Source organism: Arthrobacter sp. Z4-13 (assembly GCF_054792705.1).
Genome location: NZ_CP096459.1, coordinates 431,051 through 449,901, shown reverse-complemented (window position 1 = coordinate 449,901; position 18,851 = coordinate 431,051). Strand labels below are relative to the sequence as shown.

Here is an 18,851-nt window from a genome sequence, read left to right as displayed (position 1 = left end):
CAGCCTCCGGTTTCACGGCCTGGCTGTAAGCAAACAGAGCAACCCCGCAGCCGGGGCGCAGTGCCTTACAGTCCAGCCGCGAGGCTCCCCCTGATATCCCCCGCCCCCGTCCGTAAAAGGAAAACCATGCCGTACTCACGCCCCATCACCCGCCGTTCGCTCCTCGGCGCAGCCGCCGTTGCCGCTTCCGCCGCCCTGGCCCTGACCGGATGCGTCGCCGGCGAAGGCTCATCCGGCAGTGCGGCAGGGGCCGCAGGCAGCAACACAGGCAGCAACAATGGCAGTACCGGCGGCACGCTGAACATAGATTTCGCCACCTACAACCCCCTCAGCCTCGTCATCAAGAACCAGGGGTGGCTGGAGGCCAGCCTCAAGGACCAGGGCGTCACGGTCAACTGGATCCAGTCGGCAGGCTCGAACAAGGCCAACGAGGCCCTCCGCTCCGGGGCCATCGACGTAGGGTCCACCGCCGGTTCGGCCGCCCTGCTGGCTCGGGCCAACGGTTCGCCCATCAAGACCATCGACATCTACTCCCAGCCCGAATGGGCGGCCTTGGTAGCACCCGCAGGCTCGGACATCACCTCGGTGGCGGACCTCAAGGGCACGTCTGTTGCCGCAACCAAAGGCACGGACCCCTACTTCTTCCTGCTGCAGGCATTGGAAGAGGCCGGGTTGAAGCCGGGGGACGTGACGGTGCAGAACCTGCAGCACGCCGATGGCCGCACTGCGCTCGAGAACGGATCCGTCCAGGCCTGGTCCGGCTTGGACCCGATCATGGCCGGGGCTGAGCAGAAGGGCTCCAGGCTTTTCTACCGGAACCTGGACTTCAACACCTACGGCTTCCTCAACGCCACGGAGTCCTTCCTCAAGGACAAGCCGGAACTGGCCCAGGCTGTGGTGAATGCTTATGAAAAGGCCCGCGCCTGGGCGGCAGCCAATCCGGACAAGACTGCGCAGATCCTTGCCGACGTGGCCGGCCTGGACCTGGCCGTGGCCAAAACGGTGGTCCTGGAACGCAGCAACCTGGACGTGGACCCCGCCCCCGGCGCGGCACAGCGCAAAGTATTGGAGAAGATCGGGCCCACCTTCGTGGAAACCGGCGACGTCAAGACCCAGCAGCAGATTGACGACGCCGTGAGCTCCCTTCTCGACGACTCGCTGGTGAAAAAGGCTGATCCGTCAGCCATCAAGGATTCCTGATGAACCATCTGGAGAACCCCTTACTCACTGGCAACAGTGTTGCGGATGAGCGTGCTGCAGCCGCTTCCGCAACAACGGCAGACGCCGCCCAGGCGGGCGCCGTTCCGGCACCCGCTCCGGCACGTGGATGGTCTCCCGCCGGAGTCCGCTCCAGGAACTGGGCGCGTCTGCCCCTTGGCCTGATCATTCCGGCAATCCTGCTGGGTGCCTGGCAGCTGGCTTCATCCAATGGCCTGTTCACCGTGGTCCAACTGCCCCCGCCGGCCATGGTGCTGGAGGCTGCCGGGGAGTTGTTGGAACGCGGCGAGCTGGGCACCCACATCGCGATTTCCACCCAGCGCGTCCTGATTGGTTTCCTGATCGGCGCGGCACTCGGCCTGTTTCTCGGCGCCACGGTAGGACTTTCCAAACTCGCCGATGCCCTGCTGGCCCCCACCATCGGCGCCCTGCGCGCCGTGCCGTCCCTGGCCTGGGTGCCGCTGCTGATCCTGTGGCTGAAGATCGGTGAAGACTCCAAGGTGACGCTCATCATCATCGGCGCGTTCTTCCCGGTGTTCACTACGGTTTCCCTGGCGCTGCGCCACGTGGACCGGAACCTGGTGGAGGCGGCCCGCGCCTTCGGCCTCAACGGCGTCAGGCTGCTGACCACTGTGCAGCTTCCCGCCGTCGTTCCGGCCGTCTTTTCCGGACTGCGGCTGGCGCTGGCGCAGGCGTGGCTGTTCCTGGTGGCAGCTGAGCTGATCGCCTCGTCCATGGGACTTGGCTTCCTGCTGATCGACTCACAGAACAACGGGCGCACCGACCGGCTGTTCCTGGCCATCGTGATGCTCGCCGTGATCGGAAAACTTACAGATGCCCTGTTGGGCCTGGCAGAAAAGTGGGCGGTGAAACGATGGGCCTGAGCACCAGCGAAACGTTCGACCTCAACGCAGGAGTGCACGCGGACAACGTTGCGTTCTGGGAGCGGCAGGCACTGCGCCTCGATTGGGCCAGCCCTTGGCACACCGCCCACCGGTGGATCCCCGCAGATCCGGAAGCGGGTGCCGGGCCGCGGATCAGCTGGTTCGAGGGCGGCAAAATCAACGTTGCCTACAACTGTGTGGACCGGCATGTACGGGCCGGCCGCGGTGACAAAGTGGCACTGCACTTCGAGGGTGAACCCGGAGACCGGCGGACCATCACCTACGCCGGGCTCCAGCGGGAGGTGTCAAAGGCCGCAAACGCGCTCCTGTCCCTGGGCGTCACCAAGGGCGACCGCGTGGTCATCTACCTGCCCGTGATCCCCGAGACCGTGATCATCACCCTGGCCGTGGCCCGGATCGGCGCCATCCACTCCCTCGTGTTCGGCGGCTTCTCGGCCGAGGCGCTGCGGTTCCGGGTGGAGGACACCGGCGCCAAGCTGCTGGTCACTACGGACGGCCAGTTCCGCCGCGGTGTTGCGGTCCCCGTGAAGGACAACGCCGATGCTGCCGTCGCCGGTGACAACGCCGTGGAGCACGTGCTGGTCATCAACCGCACAACCGCCCCCGACGAGCTCGGCATGGTCCCTATGACCGAAGGCCGCGACGTGTGGTGGCATGACGTCGTCGAACCTGCCTCCGATGTCCATGAGCCGGAGGCGTTCGACGCCGAGACTCCCCTGTTCATCATGTACACCTCGGGCACCACGGGTAAGCCCAAGGGCCTGGTGCACACTTCCGGCGGCTACCTGGCCCAGGCGTCCTGGAGTTTCGAGCACCTGTTCTCCAACCCGGACCCAGCCCTGCGGGACCAGGATGTGCACTGGTGCACCGCCGACCTCGCCTGGGTCACGGCACACACCTACGAGATCTACGGGCCGCTGTCCAATGGCGTTACCCAGGTGATCTTCGAGGGCACGCCCAACACCCCGCACCCCGGGCGGCATTTCGAGATCATTCAGCGCTACGGCGTGACGCAGTACTACACCGCGCCCACCTTGGTCCGCTCGCTCATGGGCTGGTTCCCGGACGGCGTACCGGACAGCTACGATTTCTCCTCCCTCCGCCTGCTGGGCACCGTGGGCGAGGCCGTGAACCCGGAGGCCTGGCGCTGGCTGCGCGACAACCTCGGCAACGGCACGGCCCCCATGGTTGACACGTGGTGGCAGTCCGAAACCGGGGCCACCATCATGTCCCCCGCACCCACGGACACCGAGTTCAAGCCCGGCTGCGCCGCACGGCCGCTCCCGGGCGTGAGTACCCGTGTGGTGGATAAGGCCGGGAACCGCACCGCACCCAACGTGCAGGGCTTCATCGTGGTGGACTCCCCCGGGCCCGCCATTGCCCGCACCGTCTGGGGCAACCCCCGCCGCTACTTCGATTCCTACTGGAGCCAGTACGCGGAGCAGGGCTGGTTCCTTGCCGGTGACGGCGCCAAGTATGACGACGACGGCGACATCTGGATCCTTGGGCGGGTGGACGACACCCTCAACGTCTCAGGCCACCTGCTCTCGACCATTGAGATCGAATCCGCCCTGGTGTCCCACCCGGACGTGGTGGAGGCCGGCGTCTGTCCGGTGGCCGATCCCAAGACCGGCCACGCGGTCGTCGCCTTTGTAGTGCTAAAAGGCGGCGCTGCGGCAGGCCGGCCAACCACCCAGGAACTCCGCAACCACGTCGCCAAGGAGATCGGCCCCATCGCCAAGCCGCGCGACGTCGTCGTGGTTCCTGATGTCCCGAAGACGCGCAGCGGCAAAATCATGCGCCGCCTGCTGACCCAACTGTTTGAGGGAACCGCACTGGGCGACACCACTTCACTCCAGAACGAACCGGCCATCGCCGGAATCCAGGACGTCCTGCGCAAGCGGGAACACGCCACAAAGTAAGGAAGACACCAATGACTGAGATCAGCAACGTCGCCCGGCTCTCCGAACCGCTGAAGTTCGCGTACTGGGTACCCAATGTCTCCGGCGGCCTCGTGGTTTCCACCATTGAGCAGCGCACCGGCTGGGACTTCGACTACAACAAAAAGCTGGCCAGGATCGCCGAAGAGTCCGGCTTTGAATACGCCCTGACCCAGACACGCTATGCCGCATCCTACGGCGCCGACAAGCAGCACGAGGCGACGTCCTTCAGCCTGGCGCTGCTCGCCGCCACCGAGCGGCTCAAGGTCATCGCCGCCGTCCATCCGGGCATGTGGCACCCCGGCGTGCTGGCCAAGTACATCATCACCGCAGACCACATCTCCAACGGCCGCGCCGCCGTCAACATCGTCTCCGGCTGGCTGAAGAACGAGTTCACCAACTTCGGCCTGGAATGGCTGGAGCACGACGAGCGCTACGTCCGCACCGAAGAGTTCATCAGGGTGCTACGCGGCCTGTGGACGGAGAAGGAGTACAGCCAGTCCGGCAAGTACTACAACATCACCGACTTCACCCTGAACCCCGCCCCCGTGGACGTCCCGGGGCGCGCCCACCCGGAAATCTTCTTCGGCGGCAACTCCACTGCTGCCCAGGCAACCGCAGGCCGTGTGGCGGACTGGTACTTCTCCAACGGCAAGGACCTCGAGGGCTTCAAGGAGAACATTGCGGGCGTGGTGGCGGCGGCCGGTGAAACCCGCCGCGGCACCGAAGGTGCCCTTCGGGCGCCCCGCTTCGGCCTGAACGGCTTCGTCATCGCCCGCGATTCCGAAAAGGAAGCCCGTGACACGCTCCGCGAGATCGTGGCGAAGGCACACAAGCCTGCCGTCCAGGGTTTCCGGGACGCGGTCCAGGAAGCCGGCGCGTCCACCAAGGACGGCAAGGGCATGTGGGCGGACTCCTCCTTCGAGGACCTGATCCAGTACAACGACGGCTTCAAGACCCAGCTGATCGGCACGCCTGAGCAGATCGCCGAGCGGATCGTGGAGTACAAGAAGCTCGGCGTGAACCTGTTCCTCACCTGCTACCTGCACTTCCAGGAGGAGGTGGCGGCGTTCGGCCAGGAGATCCTGCCCATCGTCCGCGAACTCGAAGCAGATTTGGCCCGTAAAAACGGCACCGAATTGGACTTGTCCAACACCCCCGTTGCAGAGCAGGTGGCTGCGTAATGGCTGACCGCACCTTCGGTTTCCGCACCCGCGCCCTCCACGCCGGCGGCACTCCCGATGCCGAGCACGGCGCCCGGGCCGTGCCCATCTACCAGACCACATCCTTCGTGTTCAAGGACACCCAGGACGCGGCCAACCTGTTCGCCCTGCAGAAGTACGGCAACATCTACTCACGCATCGGCAACCCCACGGTGGCGGCCTTTGAGGAGCGCATCGCCTCCCTCGAAGGCGGCATCGGCGCCGTGGCCACGTCGTCGGGCATGGCCGCGGAGTTCATCACCTTTGCCGCGCTGACCCAGGCCGGAGACCACATCGTGGCGGCGTCCCAGCTTTACGGCGGCACCGTCACCCAGCTGGACGTGACCCTTCGCCGGTTCGGCGTGGACACCACGTTCGTTCCCGGGACGGACCCTGCCGACTACGCCGCGGCCGTCCGGGAGAACACCAAGGCCATCTTCGTGGAGGTGGTGGCCAACCCGTCGTCGGAGGTCCAGGACCTGGCGGCTTTGGCCAAGGTGGCGCGCGACGCCGGCATCCCCCTGGTGGTGGACGCCACCTTGAGCACGCCGTACCTCGTGCGGCCGATCGAACACGGGGCGGACATCGTCATCCACTCCGCCACCAAGTTCCTGGGCGGACACGGCACCACCCTTGGCGGGGTGATTGTTGAGAGCGGACGGTTCGACTGGGGCAACGGCAAGTTCCCCACCATGACCGAGCCTGTGGCGTCCTACGGCAACGTTTCGTGGTGGGGCAACTTCGGCGAGTACGGCTTCCTGACCAAGCTCCGCTGCGAGCAGCTTCGTGACATCGGACCCGCCCTGAGCCCGCAGTCCGCCTTCCAGCTGCTGCAGGGCGTGGAGACCCTGCCGCAGCGCCTCGATGAGCATCTCCGGAATGCCCAGGCCGTGGCCGAATGGCTGGATGCGGACCCCCGGGTTGCCTACGTGAACTACTCCGGCCTGCCATCCCACCCGCACTTCGAGCGGGCGCAGAAGTACCTGCCCCTTGGTCCTGGTTCCGTCTTTTCCTTCGGTGTGAAAGGCGGCCGTGCTGCCGGCCAGAAGTTCATCGAGTCCCTGCAGCTGGCCTCGCACCTGGCCAACGTGGGCGATTCCCGTACCTTGGTGATCCATCCCGGTTCCACCACCCACCAGCAGCTCAGCCCTGCCCAGCTGGAATCCGCCGGCGTGCCGGAGGACCTGGTCCGGATTTCCGTGGGCCTCGAGGACATCGAGGACATCCTGTGGGACCTCGACCAGGCGCTTACTGAAGCGCAGAAAACCACGACGGTTGACGCCGAAGTCCTGGACGAAGAAGCGGCAGACGCCTGCACGATTGGAGCACGCGCATGAGTATCGAAACCCGTACTTGGGATGGCCCCTCCGCACCGGAGCGCCTGAACCTGCTGCGCGCAGCCAAGTCCATTGCCATCGTGGGCGCCTCGGACAAGCCGTCCCGGGCCAGCTACTTTGTCGCGACCTACCTGCAGTCGTCCACGCGGTACAGGGTGTACTTCGTCAATCCCGTGGTGAAGGAGATACTGGGCCAACCCACCTATGCATCCCTGGCCGACCTGCCCGAAACCCCTGACATTGTGGACGTCTTCCGCAAGCACGACGACCTGCCGGGCGTCCTGGCCGAGGCCATCGCGGCCGGCGCCAAAACCTTGTGGCTGCAGCTGGGATCGTGGCACGAGGAAGTGGCTGCCGAGGCCGAAGCGGCTGGTCTTAACGTGGTGATGGACCGCTGCGTCAAGATCGAGCACGCCCGGTTCCATGGCGGACTCCATCTGGCGGGCTTTGACACCGGCGTAATTTCGTCCAAGCGGCAAGTCCTGGCCTGAGTCCAGGAGGGACCTATCGGCTGAACTTTGTCAGCCAGGTGGAGCGGGGGTCGGCCTGAGGGCCGGCCCCCGCGGCTTTTCCGCCCTGGTCCCGCAGGGCGGGCACGGTGCTCACCAGCACATCCCGGATTCCGGCGCCTCGAGTGCCGGTCCCTTCGTCGCCACTCTGCGTTTTTTCGTGCTCCGGCCCTGCCTTCTCCGGGTTGGCCTCCTTCAGGGTTTTGACGGGATCGCCAGGGCTGTTGGCGGCCTTTTGCCCGGTTTCCCGCGGCTGCACCGTTACGCCGGGACCGGCGACCTTCGCGGCGGCAGCTCCGCCGTCGGCCGTTGTTCGTTCCGGTCCTGCCGAATTACCCGCAGCGGGATGCCCCTGCACGGTACGGGTGTCGGGCAAGGTACGGGACTTGGGTGCACCTGCCGGGACGGGATGGGGGCCGGTATCCAATACGGGTTCGGTGGTGGCATGCGATACGGTTTCCGGGGCGAGGGGTTGGCCAGCGATTTCGCTGGCTGGTGGCGCAGCGCTGGCTGGAGGAACAGGCAGGATGCTCCAGGACGGCGCCCAGTCTGCTAGCAGTTGCTGCACCGAGTGGCTGCCCTGCTCCCCGTGACCGGCAGAGCTGGCCGCCACGCCGGATACCCCGAGTCCCATGCCCGCACTGATGGCAAGGCCCACCACTGTAATGCGGTGACGGCGGTACGAACGCTTGCGCGCGAACTCGTCTGTTGGTCCTGCCATCATGGCGGCCAGCGCCCCTGAGGGTTCCGGAGCAGGCAGCGAGGCAAAGGCCCCCAGCGCAAGGAGGACGGCGCGAAGCTCGGCGTCCTGCCCGTATCCGGCGTCGAGGAGCATTTCCTCCGCTGCGTCGGGTAGGTGGTTGACTGGTTGCGTCATGGCTTCAGGTACTCCTTTACCGCCGAAAGTTCCCGGAGCTTGGTCAACGCACGCCGCTGCAGCTGCTTTACAGCGCCGGCGGTCTTGCCCATGACTTCAGCTGTCTGATCGACGGTGTGTCCCGCCACGAGGCGAAGGACCAGAACCTCGCGCTGGTCCTGTGGCAACCCGTCCAGCAGGTTCAGGACCTCGCGTGGTGAAATGCGTTGGAGGGCTTCCGCCTCGGCAGAGGAGTCTTCCCGTTGGTCCAACTCGGGCTCAAAAGGCAGCTTGACGGGCGTACGGCCTTGGCGTCGATGGTCGTCAACCATCCGCGCGTGGGCGACGGAGAAGATAAACGTACGGAGTCCTGCGGCACCTCCGTGGATAGTGTCGAGCCGTGGCAGGACGGAGAGGAACACTTCCTGCATGACCGCCTCCGGATCCTCGACTCCCCGGGCGGTGAGATAGCCCAGGACCTGTGATGCATAAGTCCGGTAAACAACGCTAAAGACGGACGCCCCGGCGGCTTGATCCTGCAGGGTCCCGCCTGTCAGTGCATCGGTCACGGACGTAGCGCTTTCAGTCAGAGAGGTTGCTGTTTTAGGGAAGGCTGGTGTCCATGCCCGGAACGCCTTTTCCCTGCATCACTTTACCGCTCAGTAACCGGTGCCCGTGCCCGCCACGCGTGCGCTGCCGCTGGCCAGGTCAGCTGCTCTGGCACCGGAAAGAGAAAGTGCCGGCCTGGAACGTGATGGGGGACAAGTTCCAGACCGGCGCTACATAGGGGTAATCGCTGCAGGCTTATCAAGGGTTACGCCTTGCAGGAAAAAACTTGAAAAACTTTGGGGCGACCTTCAGCGGGCAATTGCCGAGGTCCAGCGGAGCTTGCTTCCCTGCCGGTGGGGTCCTTTTGCCAGAACGAACGTGTGCCCGGCCGGAATGCGCGGGTTTTCACAGTCAGCCGGGGAGGCCGCCGCCGACGGAGACGGAGTCGGAGACGCAGCAGGCGCCTGTGGCGCAGCAGCGCCGGCTGGGCAAAGATCGGTAACCAGTCCCGTGCCTGCGCATTCGCGTACCGCGGAAATCCCGGCGGCCAGGGCGGACTTACTTTCGAAGGGACCGGAGACGGCCATTACGGCGCCGTCCGGGGCAAGGAGGCGGAACCTGAAAAACGAATCCGGGTCAACGAATGCTTCGAACTTTCCGGCCATAACAAATCCTTCCGTTCTGCGGGTCCTGTCCGGGGGCGCCGTTGCCACCGGCCGGTAGGCGCATCACTGCTGCCCTTTCCCGCGGGTCTGGTCGAACGATTGGTGATCGGGTCACCGGTATATCAAAGAGTCTCCCGGTTTTGCTTGCAGCCCCGCAAGACCCAAGGCGTTAACCCTGTGTAAATTGCTGTTACGCCCAGGACAAACGCAAGCAGCGGGCCACCTTCGCAAGGTGGCCCGCCGCCGTCGTAATTCCCTGAAGCGTCAGTCGTTGATGAGATCGTTCACCACGATGGTCTGGTCCCGGTCCGGGCCAACACCAATAGCGGAGAAGCGCGTGCCGGAAAGCTTTTCCAGGGCCAGCACGTAGTTGCGCGCGTTCTCCGGCAGGTCCGCGAGGGTGCGCGCACCGGTAATGTCCTCGGTCCAGCCCTCGAAGTACTCAAAAATCGGCACCGCGTGGTGGAACTCGGTCTGCGTCATGGGCATCTCGTCGTGGCGCACGCCATCCACGTCGTAGGCGACGCACACGGGAATCTGCTCGATGCCGGTGAGCACGTCCAGCTTGGTGACGAAGTAGTCCGTGAAGCCGTTGACGCGCGAGGCGTGACGGGCCAGGACGGCGTCGTACCAGCCGCAGCGGCGCGGCCGGCCGGTGTTGACGCCGAATTCACCGCCGGTCTTCTGCAGGTACACGCCCATCTCGTCGAACAGCTCCGTGGGGAACGGACCGGCACCAACACGTGTGGTGTAAGCCTTGATAATGCCGATGGAGCGGGAGATGCGGGTGGGTCCGATACCTGATCCAACCGAGGCGCCGCCGGCGGTGGGGTTGGAGGAGGTGACGAACGGGTAGGTCCCGTGGTCCACGTCCAGGAACGTTGCCTGGCCGCCTTCCATCAGGACGACCTTGCCTTCGTCGAGGGCCGTGTTCAGCACCAGTGTGCTGTCGATGACCAGGGGGCGGAGCCGTTCGGCGAAGGACAGGAAGTACTCCACGATCTCGTCCACCACCACGCCACGCCGGTTGTAGATCTTGACCAGGAGTTCGTTCTTCTGCCGCAGCGAACCTTCCACCTTCTGGCGGAGGATTGACTCGTCGAAAACGTCCTGGACGCGGATGCCCAGACGGGCCACTTTATCCATGTACGCAGGGCCGATGCCGCGCCCCGTGGTTCCGATGGCGCGGCTGCCGAGGAAGCGCTCCGTCACCTTGTCCAGCACCTGGTGGTAGGGAGCGACAAGGTGTGCGTTCGCGGAGACGCGAAGCTTGGAGGTGTCGGCACCGCGTGCCTGAAGGCCTTCGATTTCCTGGAAGAGTGCCTCGAGGTTGACCACGCAGCCGTTGCCGATAATGGGTACCGCGTTGGGGCTGAGGATACCTGCCGGCAGCAGCTTGAGTTCGTATTTTTCACCGCCCACGACGACGGTGTGCCCGGCGTTGTTGCCGCCGTTGGGTTTGACGACGTAGTCAACACGGCCGCCCAGCAGGTCGGTCGCCTTGCCTTTTCCTTCGTCGCCCCATTGGGCTCCTACGATCACAATTGCTGGCATGGGATCCTCCCCCATTCGTTCGGGCTGCCCGGTCCCGCCACAAGTGGCAGGGCTGGCGCAGCGCCGTTCATGAGAATGCCCCGAATGGACCGGCCTTCGCTGGTCTGCGCGGCAGCACAGCGACGCAAGAGTTCCGGGGCTCTTACCACCCAAGTTTAGCCGATCAGTGACTTTGTCCACTCGTTGGGTCGCCGCGGTCCTTCTTGCAAAGTAAAGGACCCCTGCAGGAGTGAAGGACCGCGGCGGACTGTCAGCGGTGATGCTATTCGTCGTCGGCTTCCTCGCCCGGGCGGGAGGTCTGGGTGGCCAGGCTGTCCCAGAAGGAGGTGTCGGCGTCGGCAATTGATCCGTCCGCGATGGCCGCGGCGGTGGCGGTCAGCGTGGTGACCGTCTGCTTGATCAGGTAGCCATTGCTCCGGAGCCCCAGGGCGTAGCCGTCCAGGTAGTGGTCGGACATGCCGCGCATCTCAAACAGCAACGTTGAGATGCCGTACTCCACGGCGATGCCGTTGCGGCTGATGGTTTCGGCGCTGCCGCCCACGTACTTGCCGAGGTGGCCCCAGCCGGTGGAGTCGACGTTTTCGAAAACGACGGCGCCCAGCTGCTTGGACTTCTCCACAACAGCCGGATCTGCGTTCGGGGTGGTGGGGTACAGGATGGACCCGGACACGAGTTCGCCATCGCGCTGGCTGCGGGTGCCCTGGTGGTGCAGGTCGATCATGTAGTCGATCTTGTACTTGCGCATCACGTTGTAGTGGAGCGCCTGGGTTTCGGGCTGGATCTTTGCTACATGGTCGCGGTTAAGGTCCACCTCTTCGGCGTTGTACCGCGTCATGTTGCGGTCGCCCTTGGCCAGGTAGTCGTCCAGCGGGAAGTTCACGTCCCCCATGGCACCGTCTGCGTTGAGCATCGGCACAATGAGGATGTTCACGCCATCGAGGACATCCCCGGACTTTCCGGTGCCCAGGTGCTTGACGAATTCCAGCGCGCCTTCAGTGGTGAGCTGTTCGTTGCCGTGCTGCTGCGTCAGGTAGAGGATGGTGGGCTTGGCTGGATCCGAGATGTACTTGACCAGGTGGATGTCCCGGCCTTTCACGGTCTGCCCAATGACCTCCAGCTCCATGGCGGACTGGCGGGCATCCTGGTCTTTGAGGAAAGAGACCATCTGGTCATAGGAAACCAGCTTCGATGTGGTGATCTGTCCGTTGCCGTCATAGTTGGGGCCTTCGCCCACAGCGATGGCCGGGGCCGGCGCTGCTACAACTGACAGAGCCAGGGCTCCCGTAACTGCCAGGGTCCTGAAGGTTGCCAGGGTTTTTCTCACGGTGCGGTACCTCTTTCGAGTGCATTAGGTGTGGCCAGCCCGCCATGTCCCCCATCACGGGCTGTGACAGAAGCCAACCAATCTGAACGAGAGCTGTCAATGGATATAACAGGAATGCGCATACAGTTATTACGTTCCGGAAGCATGGGTCCGGCGCCCTACCCGTTCCGACACAAACTGAAGCGAATTTGCTCCCGGGAGCCATCTGGATTTGAGTGAGAGAGAACCATCCGGAGCGGCCGAGAGACCTGGATCGTTGACGCCGCAGCAACCCCCAAGTGCAGGTACGTCCTGCCTGCGAAGGTGCTACTGCCAGGACCGATGGAAAGGAAATTCCAGCATGACCTTGAACACAGACCACATCCGCGTCACCCACGCAGGTTCGTTGCCCCGCACCCCTGAACTGATCGCCGCCAACGCCGCGCGCGAGGAGAACCCGGCCGACGTCGAGGGCTACAACGAACTCCTCACCGCTTCCGTGGTGGACCTGGTGGAGCGCCAGCAAAACCTGGGCGTTGATATCCCGAACGACGGCGAGTACGGGCACGCCATGAGCGCCTCCGTGGACTACGGCGCCTGGTGGTCCTACTCCTTCGCGCGCATGGGCGGGCTGGAGCTGGACAACGACGCCAAGTGGGCCGTCGAACCGAAGGAATCCACCCCGGGCAACGTCCAGCTGACGGGCTTCATCCACCGCCGCGACCGCACCATCTTTTCCGAGGCCTACAACGATCCCACCAGCGGCATCTTCACGGGCGGTCCCAGGCCGTTCCCCAAGGTCACGGGACCGCTCGTCTACACCGGCCAGGAGGCGGTTGCCTCCGACATCGCCAACCTGAAGGCCGGCCTGGCTGCCACTGGACTCAAGGAAGGCTTTGTTGCGGCGCTCTCCCCCGGCAGCGCCTCACGCATCACCAACGAGTACTACGCAACGGAGGAGGAGTACATCTACGCCTGTGCCGATGCACTCCGCGAAGAGTACAAAGCCATCATCGACGCCGGCCTGATCCTGCAGATCGACGATCCCTCCATCGCGGAGAACTGGGACCAGATCAGCCCCGAGCCGAGCGTGGCGGACTACCTAAAATTCACGCAGATCCGCGTGGAGGCCCTCAACTACGCCCTCCGGGGCCTTCCTGAGGAGCAGGTCCGCTTCCACCTCTGCTGGGGCTCCTGGCATGGTCCGCACACCACAGACCTTCCCCTTGCGGACCTGGTGGAAACCATGCTCCAAATCAACGCCGGCGGTTACTCCTTCGAAGCCGCCAATGTCCGCCACGAACACGAGTGGCGGGTCTGGGAGGACACGAAGCTGCCCGAGGGCAAGGTCATCATCCCGGGCATCGTTTCCCACGCCACCAACGTGGTGGAGCATCCGGACCTGGTAGCCGACCGGATTGTCCGGTTCGCAGATGTAGTGGGCCGCGAGAATGTCATCGCCTCCACTGACTGCGGCCTCGGCGGCAGGGTCCACCCGCAGATCGCGTTCGCCAAGCTGGAATCACTGGGCGAAGGCGCACGCCGGGCCACCAAGCGGCTCTGGTAGCCAGAAATCACTTAACGCCGAACCCGCCGGTTCCGTGTCCCGCTTAAATCGGGTGCGCGGGACCGGCGTTTCGTTTTGCGGGGCTTGCTAAACTGGTGAAGGCCGACCAGGAATCGGTCCACCCCATTTCAACCATCGCGGATGTGTGCGGCCATTGTGCGCCCATTTTCCGAGGTGGCAGCGAGACCAATCCCCGCAGGAGATCCAGCACTACATGACAGCCCTGGCACCCGAATCCTTCCATGAGCAGCTTCTGAGCCGCCGCTACGAACCCAATGTTGCAGCCGTGAACGAACTGTGCGATTCCCTGCAGGAGGCCAAGCCCGGCACGGTGGTGCCCTACGTGGACCCCATGCACGACGTCGACGAGTGCCGCATCATCAGCCTGTACTCAAACATCGGCGAGGCCGACCCGTCCGGTTTCATCACCGCCGGGGACCACGACGCCGCCACCCGGATGCTCGGCATCCAATGGAAACTGGGGCTGCGTCCGGAGTTCGTGATGCCGTGGAACGTCCACCCCTGGCACATCGCCGGAGAGCCGAACGGGAAGTTCACCCCGGACCAAATCTCCGCCGGCCTCAAGCCGCTGCTGAAGTTCCTGGCACTGGTTCCGCGCGCCTCGGTCATCGTGGCACACGGCACCGAAGCCAACCGCCTGGCCAACCTGCTGCTCAAGACCGAAGTGCCGCTGCTCTGGCGCCGCGGCCTGAAGACTTACAAGGTGCGCTCCCTCAGCGGCCGCGCGTTCGCCGGTTCGCCTGCCCGCCAGGAGGAGTACCTCGAGGCCATGCGCGTGGCCTACGCCGATGCGATGGCGCGCACGGGGCTGCAGAAATCCCCATCTGCCCCCTAACCTCGCAAGCTCGGCCAGGGAACCCCTGCGGACGTGGGCCCATGCCACGAGGCTCACTGCTTACGACGACGGCCGGTCACCTTGTTGAAAAGGTAACCGGCCGTCGTCGTCCGCTTGCTACTTCGCTTCGATGGCTGCTTTCGCCGCCGGGTCGGAATCGTTCAGGAACTTCTCAATCCGTTCCGGCTCCTCCGCCTCGCCGATCGCGGCAGATGCGCGGCCGAGGGAGTACAGCGCCCGCAGGAAGCCGCGGTTGGGCTCATGCTCCCACGGGATAGGCCCCACGCCGCGCCAACCGTTGCGGCGCAGCGAGTCCAGCCCCCGGTGGTAGCCCACCCGCGAGTAGGCGTAGGAGTCGATGGTCCGCCCCTCGGCCCAGGCCTCTTCCGCCAGCACAGCCCACAGCAGCGAGGAAGTGGGGTGCTTGGCTACGAGATCCAGTGCTTCGTGGCCGGCTTCAAGCTGCTGGTAGACCTCGGTCTCGGCAGGCAGGAGCGTGGGCTCGGGTCCCATCAGGTTCCTACGGAACTCGTCGGACATTCCTAGAAGGTCTTTCCGGCGGAACCGAGCTGCTTGGTGGCCTCGACAACGCGGGCGGCCAGTCCGGCTTCGGCCGAAGCGCCCCAAACGCGGGGATCGTAGGTCTTCTTGTTGCCTACCTCGCCGTCCACCTTCAGGACCCCGTTGTAGTTCTTGAACATGTGGTCCGCCACCGGACGCGTGTAGGCGTACTGGGTGTCGGTGTCGATGTTCATCTTGATGGTGCCGTAGGAGACGGCGTCCGCGATTTCCTGGTCGGAGGAGCCGGAGCCGCCGTGGAACACGAGGTCAAACGGGTTGTCCTTGCCGATCTTCGCGCCCACCTGGGCCTGGATGTCCTTGAGGATCTCCGGGCGCAGCTTCACGCCGCCGGGCTTGTAGACGCCGTGGACGTTGCCGAAGGTCAGGGCGGTGATGTAGCGGCCGTTTTCGCCGGATCCCAGCGCTTCGATGGTGGCCAGCGCGTCCTCGACCGTGGTGTAAAGCTTCTCGTTGATCTCGTTCTCGACGCCGTCTTCCTCGCCGCCGACCGTGCCGATTTCAACTTCGAGGATCATCTTCGCGGCAGCGGTGCGCTCCAGCAGTTCGCGGGCGATGCGCAGGTTCTCGTCCAGGGTCTCTGCCGAACCGTCCCACATGTGGGAGTTGAACAGAGGGTTGCGCCCGGCCTTGACCTCAGCCTCGGAAGCTGCGAGCAGGGGCAGCACGAAACCGTCCAGCTTGTCCTTGGGGCAGTGGTCCGTGTGCAGGGCGATGTTGACACCGTAGTTCTTGGCCACTTCGCGGGCGAACGCGGCGAAGCCCAGGGAACCGGCCACCATGTCCTTGGTGGAGGCACCGGACCAGTAGGCCGCGCCGCCGGTGGAAACCTGGATGATGCCGTCGGACTCGGCGTCGGCGAAGCCGCGCAGGGCAGCGTTCAGCGTCTGGGAGGACGTGACGTTCACTGCCGGGAATGCGAAGCCGCCCGCCTTTGCGCGGTCGATCATCTCGGAGTAGATCTCTGGGGTTGCAATGGGCATGCTGACTCCTATGCTGAGGTTCGTCTGTGGGCTGGTAACCCTGGAGTACCGCTTACGGCTAGCACCATCCTAGCCATTTCCGGACGTGCCGAGTGTTTCGGGTCACCGGACGGTAACACTGGCGCGAGATGGCATTTCAGGGCAGTGCGCCGCCCGGCAACTACCCTTATCTGTCATCTCGCGTCCAACCGCGGCTCTGCAGAGCCTGCCGGACCCGGCGGACGACGGCGGGGCGCTCACCTTCAAGATGATGCCTGCCGATGCGGACCTCGAGCCAGCCGTGCATGGCTGTGCGGTCCTGCCTCTCGATGTCCTTCAGGTATTGCTCCCCGCCTGCATGATGGCCGCCGTCGTATTGGAGCGCGATCCTCCACCCCGGGTAGGCGGCATCCGGCCACAGGAAGGGGACTCCCCGGTAGTCGAACAGCACGTGGTTCAGCACCGGTTCCGGCAGGCCGCCGTCGACGAGGGCCAGCCGCATGTGAGTCTCCGGGGCGGAGTCGGCACCCACACGGACGAATTCAACCGCCTCCCGTGCAGCCCTCACCCCGCGCATCCCCGGGTGCCGCCTGGCGATTTCGCGCAGTTCAGCAATACTGCAGAGTGCATCCCTGGGATGCGGAAACTCCGTCCCGTGCGAGCAAACAAGGTAGTCGCCTGCCGCTACCAGGTCCTCCACGGGCAGCGCTGAGGCCAGGTCAAGCCAGGTCCGTGCGGGTGACGTAAGCCGGACGCCGTCGTACTCCACCACCTCGTCCGGGAGGAAGGTCAGCAGGTGTCCCACTACATTGGCGCGCCGCGGGAAGCTGAACCCCCGGCGCCGCGCCAGGTGAATTCGCCAGTCCCCGTTCAGGACGCCGGCAAGCGGCGCACCCCAGACCCGCGCGGCCGAGACGGACGTCAGGATGGACGAGTCGTCAAGGTCGGTGTAGGCCCGCAGGGCAGCAGCCCCCGATGCGCCGGAATGGACCGGCACCCGGATTCCCCGCGAAACAGTCACGAGGTCCTTAGCTGCAGTGCGCGTCCGGGTGACCCCAGCCTTGTCAGAGGCCCTCAACGAGAAGGAGCCGGCAGTCAGATGGTCTGGAAGGATGGCCCTGCGCATCCCTCATTTTTGCGCGGGAAAGCTGGCCGGAAGGAGTTATCCACAGCTTTGGCACCAAGAGTCCCCGCGAGATAACAGTTAACGGCATTCCCGGCCTCCGGGACTGCCGTTAAGTGCCATCTCGCGGGAGGAAACCGGGCTACACGTGCTGGTTGAACACGTGCCGGCGCACCCAGGCGTGCATGGCGATGGCCGCTGCCGAGGCCGCGTTGATGGACCTGGTGGAGCCGAACTGCTCGATGGACAGCGTGGCCAGCGCCGCCTCGTGGACTTCGGGCGTCAGCCCCGGACCTTCCTGGCCGAACACCAGCACGCAGTCCTTGGGCAGTTCATAAGTCTCCAGCGGCACCGAGTCCGGAAAGATGTCGATCCCGATGATGGCCAGCCCCGCCCCCTGCGCCCACTCCACGAAGTCCTCCACGGTGGGGTGGTGGCGGACGTGCTGGTAGCGGTCGGTGACCATGGCGCCCCGCCGGTTCCACCGCCGTCGCCCGATGATGTGCACCTCCTTGGCGAGGAACGCATTAGCGGTGCGCACCACCGTGCCGATGTTGAGGTCATGCTGCCAGTTCTCGATGGCCACGTGGAAGTTGTGGCGGCGCGAGTCCAGCTCCGCCACAATCGCGTCATGCTTCCAGTAGCGGTACTTGTCCAGCACATTGCGCCGGTCGCCGTCAGCCAGGAGGTCCGGGTCCCAGTGGTCGCCTTCGGGCAGCTCGCCTTCCCAGGGCCCGACGCCGACTTCCGGCTTTTCGCCCTGAACCTCCCCGCCAGGTGCCTCCCCAGGCTGCTCCGGCTCAGGTTGGGGTTCGGACGTTATACCGGGCGTTTGATTCACCCCTCAACACTAGACTGGACCTTTCGGGCTTTCATCACCGGCGGAGGTAGGCATGGCAGAAGCGGACAAGGTCAAGGGAAACCCGGCGGTTCACCGCAGCAGCCAGGACATTGAATGCTGGCTGACGGACATGGACGGCGTCCTGGTCCACGAGAACCAGGCGGTGCCCGGTGCCGCCGAGCTCATCCAGCGCTGGGTGGACACGTCCAAGCGTTTCCTGGTGCTCACCAACAACTCCATCTTCACGCCGCGTGACCTTGCGGCCCGGTTGCGGGCCTCCGGCCTGGAGGTTCCCGAGGAGAACATCTGGACCTCCGCCCTGGCCACCGCCCAGTTCCTCAAGAACCAGGTGGAGGGTTCCGGATCGGGCAACCGCGCGTACACCATCGGCGAGGCAGGACTGACGACGGCGCTGCACGAGGCAGGCTTCATCCTCACCGACCAGGACCCCGACTTTGTGGTGCTGGGCGAGACACGCACATATTCCTTCGAGGCCATCACCACGGCCATCCGCCTCATCCTGGCCGGGGCACGCTTCATCGCCACGAACCCTGACGCCACCGGGCCATCAAAGGACGGCCCCCTGCCGGCCACCGGTGCCATAGCAGCGCTGATCACCAAAGCCACGGACCGGGAGCCCTACATCGTGGGCAAGCCCAACCCAATGATGTTCCGCTCCGCCATGAACCAGATCGACGCGCACTCCGAAACCACCGCCATGATCGGGGACCGGATGGACACGGACATCATCGCCGGCATGGAAGCCGGGTTGCACACAGTACTGGTCCTGAGCGGCATCACCCAGCGCGAAGAGATCGGTTCATATCCCTTCCGACCCAACCAGGTCCTTAACTCCGTGGCGGACCTCAAGAACCAGATCTAGGC

18 protein-coding genes and 1 riboswitch are annotated in these 18,851 nt (G+C 64.9%); of the genes, 9 read left to right on the top strand and 9 right to left on the bottom strand.

The annotated features are described in order from the left end of the window. Positions 1–126 precede the first annotated feature (126 nt). Genes M1E07_RS04000 through M1E07_RS03975 form a run of 6 tightly spaced genes read left to right on the top strand, consistent with a single transcriptional unit; the run spans position 127 to position 7,093 of the window. Positions 127–1,200, top strand: a complete 1,074-nt coding sequence (locus M1E07_RS04000) for an aliphatic sulfonate ABC transporter substrate-binding protein (protein ID WP_461188998.1) — start codon at positions 127–129, stop codon at positions 1,198–1,200. Next, positions 1,200–2,102, top strand: coding sequence for an ABC transporter permease (locus tag M1E07_RS03995; RefSeq protein WP_461188997.1), 903 nt, complete (start codon positions 1,200–1,202; stop codon positions 2,100–2,102). Before M1E07_RS04000 ends, M1E07_RS03995 begins: the two co-directional genes overlap by 1 nt. Beyond that, positions 2,093–4,045: an acetate--CoA ligase gene (gene acs / locus M1E07_RS03990; protein WP_461190319.1), complete on the top strand. Its 1,953-nt coding sequence runs from the start codon at positions 2,093–2,095 to the stop codon at positions 4,043–4,045. Before M1E07_RS03995 ends, acs begins: the two co-directional genes overlap by 10 nt. Before the next feature lie 11 nt (positions 4,046–4,056). Next, the gene (sfnG, locus tag M1E07_RS03985; RefSeq protein WP_461188996.1) at positions 4,057–5,247 is read left to right on the top strand and encodes a dimethylsulfone monooxygenase SfnG; all 1,191 of its coding nucleotides are present in this window, start codon (positions 4,057–4,059) and stop codon (positions 5,245–5,247) included. Then, complete coding sequence (locus M1E07_RS03980) at positions 5,247–6,602, top strand: O-acetylhomoserine aminocarboxypropyltransferase/cysteine synthase family protein (protein WP_461188995.1); 1,356 nt, start codon at positions 5,247–5,249, stop codon at positions 6,600–6,602. Before sfnG ends, M1E07_RS03980 begins: the two co-directional genes overlap by 1 nt. Next, the gene (locus M1E07_RS03975; RefSeq protein ID WP_461188994.1) at positions 6,599–7,093 is read left to right on the top strand and encodes a CoA-binding protein; all 495 of its coding nucleotides are present in this window, start codon (positions 6,599–6,601) and stop codon (positions 7,091–7,093) included. Before M1E07_RS03980 ends, M1E07_RS03975 begins: the two co-directional genes overlap by 4 nt. Before the next feature lie 13 nt (positions 7,094–7,106). Here M1E07_RS03975 and M1E07_RS03970 read toward each other — a convergent pair whose 3' ends face one another. From M1E07_RS03970 to M1E07_RS03950, 5 genes are all read right to left on the bottom strand, one after another. Beyond that, on the bottom strand, positions 7,107–7,988 hold the full coding sequence (locus tag M1E07_RS03970) for a hypothetical protein (RefSeq protein ID WP_461188993.1): 882 nt from the start codon (positions 7,986–7,988) through the stop codon (positions 7,107–7,109). Further along, entirely contained in the window at positions 7,985–8,536 is a 552-nt protein-coding gene (locus M1E07_RS03965; protein ID WP_461188992.1) for an RNA polymerase sigma factor, read from the bottom strand. The genes M1E07_RS03970 and M1E07_RS03965 overlap by 4 nt, the downstream gene beginning before the upstream one ends. A gap of 288 nt (positions 8,537–8,824) precedes the next feature. Next, positions 8,825–9,181 (bottom strand): YegP family protein, encoded by a 357-nt coding sequence (locus tag M1E07_RS03960; protein WP_461188991.1) that lies wholly within the window; start codon positions 9,179–9,181, stop codon positions 8,825–8,827. Positions 9,182–9,445: 264 nt separating this feature from the next. Further along, positions 9,446–10,735: an adenylosuccinate synthase gene (locus M1E07_RS03955; protein ID WP_461188990.1), complete on the bottom strand. Its 1,290-nt coding sequence runs from the start codon at positions 10,733–10,735 to the stop codon at positions 9,446–9,448. A gap of 262 nt (positions 10,736–10,997) precedes the next feature. After that, a complete protein-coding gene (locus M1E07_RS03950; protein ID WP_461188989.1) occupies positions 10,998–12,059 on the bottom strand; it encodes a M14 family zinc carboxypeptidase in 1,062 nt (353 codons plus the stop codon). Positions 12,060–12,282: 223 nt separating this feature from the next. Then, positions 12,283–12,387: riboswitch (SAM riboswitch) on the top strand. A 12-nt stretch (positions 12,388–12,399) separates the two neighbouring features. On the opposite strand from M1E07_RS03950, the gene M1E07_RS03945 reads away from it, so the two are divergent. Continuing rightward, a complete protein-coding gene (locus M1E07_RS03945) occupies positions 12,400–13,605 on the top strand; it encodes a cobalamin-independent methionine synthase II family protein (protein ID WP_461188988.1) in 1,206 nt (401 codons plus the stop codon). A 214-nt stretch (positions 13,606–13,819) separates the two neighbouring features. After that, positions 13,820–14,461 carry a uracil-DNA glycosylase family protein gene (locus M1E07_RS03940; RefSeq protein ID WP_461188987.1) on the top strand — a complete coding sequence of 214 codons (642 nt, stop codon included), beginning with the start codon at positions 13,820–13,822 and terminating at the stop codon, positions 14,459–14,461. A 117-nt stretch (positions 14,462–14,578) separates the two neighbouring features. Here M1E07_RS03940 and M1E07_RS03935 read toward each other — a convergent pair whose 3' ends face one another. From M1E07_RS03935 to M1E07_RS03920, 4 genes are all read right to left on the bottom strand, one after another. Further along, positions 14,579–15,001 carry a DUF3151 domain-containing protein gene (locus M1E07_RS03935; RefSeq protein WP_461188986.1) on the bottom strand — a complete coding sequence of 141 codons (423 nt, stop codon included), beginning with the start codon at positions 14,999–15,001 and terminating at the stop codon, positions 14,579–14,581. A gap of 2 nt (positions 15,002–15,003) precedes the next feature. Then, positions 15,004–16,023, bottom strand: coding sequence for a class II fructose-bisphosphate aldolase (gene fbaA, locus M1E07_RS03930; protein ID WP_461188985.1), 1,020 nt, complete (start codon positions 16,021–16,023; stop codon positions 15,004–15,006). 166 nt (positions 16,024–16,189) lie between these two features. Continuing rightward, positions 16,190–17,128 carry a hypothetical protein gene (locus tag M1E07_RS03925; RefSeq protein WP_461188984.1) on the bottom strand — a complete coding sequence of 313 codons (939 nt, stop codon included), beginning with the start codon at positions 17,126–17,128 and terminating at the stop codon, positions 16,190–16,192. Positions 17,129–17,267: 139 nt separating this feature from the next. Further along, positions 17,268–17,966: a TrmH family RNA methyltransferase gene (locus M1E07_RS03920; RefSeq protein WP_461188983.1), complete on the bottom strand. Its 699-nt coding sequence runs from the start codon at positions 17,964–17,966 to the stop codon at positions 17,268–17,270. Between the two features lie 52 nt (positions 17,967–18,018). Here M1E07_RS03920 and M1E07_RS03915 point away from each other — a divergent pair, with 52 nt between their 5' ends. Beyond that, on the top strand, positions 18,019–18,849 hold the full coding sequence (locus tag M1E07_RS03915) for an HAD-IIA family hydrolase (RefSeq protein ID WP_461188982.1): 831 nt from the start codon (positions 18,019–18,021) through the stop codon (positions 18,847–18,849). The last annotated feature ends 2 nt before the right edge of the window (positions 18,850–18,851 follow it).

Bases quoted from the DNA above. Each gene is read 5' to 3' on its own strand.
- M1E07_RS04000 (WP_461188998.1), top strand. From the start codon at position 127: ATGCCGTACTCACGCCCCATCACCCGCCGTTCGCTCCTCGGCGCAGCC.
- M1E07_RS03995 (WP_461188997.1), top strand. From the start codon at position 1,200: ATGAACCATCTGGAGAACCCCTTACTCACTGGCAACAGTGTTGCGGAT.
- acs (WP_461190319.1), top strand. From the start codon at position 2,093: ATGGGCCTGAGCACCAGCGAAACGTTCGACCTCAACGCAGGAGTGCAC.
- sfnG (WP_461188996.1), top strand. From the start codon at position 4,057: ATGACTGAGATCAGCAACGTCGCCCGGCTCTCCGAACCGCTGAAGTTC.
- M1E07_RS03980 (WP_461188995.1), top strand. From the start codon at position 5,247: ATGGCTGACCGCACCTTCGGTTTCCGCACCCGCGCCCTCCACGCCGGC.
- M1E07_RS03975 (WP_461188994.1), top strand. From the start codon at position 6,599: ATGAGTATCGAAACCCGTACTTGGGATGGCCCCTCCGCACCGGAGCGC.
- M1E07_RS03970 (WP_461188993.1), bottom strand. From the start codon at position 7,988: ATGACGCAACCAGTCAACCACCTACCCGACGCAGCGGAGGAAATGCTC.
- M1E07_RS03960 (WP_461188991.1), bottom strand. From the start codon at position 9,181: ATGGCCGGAAAGTTCGAAGCATTCGTTGACCCGGATTCGTTTTTCAGG.
- M1E07_RS03955 (WP_461188990.1), bottom strand. From the start codon at position 10,735: ATGCCAGCAATTGTGATCGTAGGAGCCCAATGGGGCGACGAAGGAAAA.
- M1E07_RS03945 (WP_461188988.1), top strand. From the start codon at position 12,400: ATGACCTTGAACACAGACCACATCCGCGTCACCCACGCAGGTTCGTTG.
- M1E07_RS03940 (WP_461188987.1), top strand. From the start codon at position 13,820: ATGACAGCCCTGGCACCCGAATCCTTCCATGAGCAGCTTCTGAGCCGC.
- M1E07_RS03935 (WP_461188986.1), bottom strand. From the start codon at position 15,001: ATGTCCGACGAGTTCCGTAGGAACCTGATGGGACCCGAGCCCACGCTC.
- fbaA (WP_461188985.1), bottom strand. From the start codon at position 16,023: ATGCCCATTGCAACCCCAGAGATCTACTCCGAGATGATCGACCGCGCA.
- M1E07_RS03925 (WP_461188984.1), bottom strand. From the start codon at position 17,128: ATGCGCAGGGCCATCCTTCCAGACCATCTGACTGCCGGCTCCTTCTCG.
- M1E07_RS03915 (WP_461188982.1), top strand. From the start codon at position 18,019: ATGGCAGAAGCGGACAAGGTCAAGGGAAACCCGGCGGTTCACCGCAGC.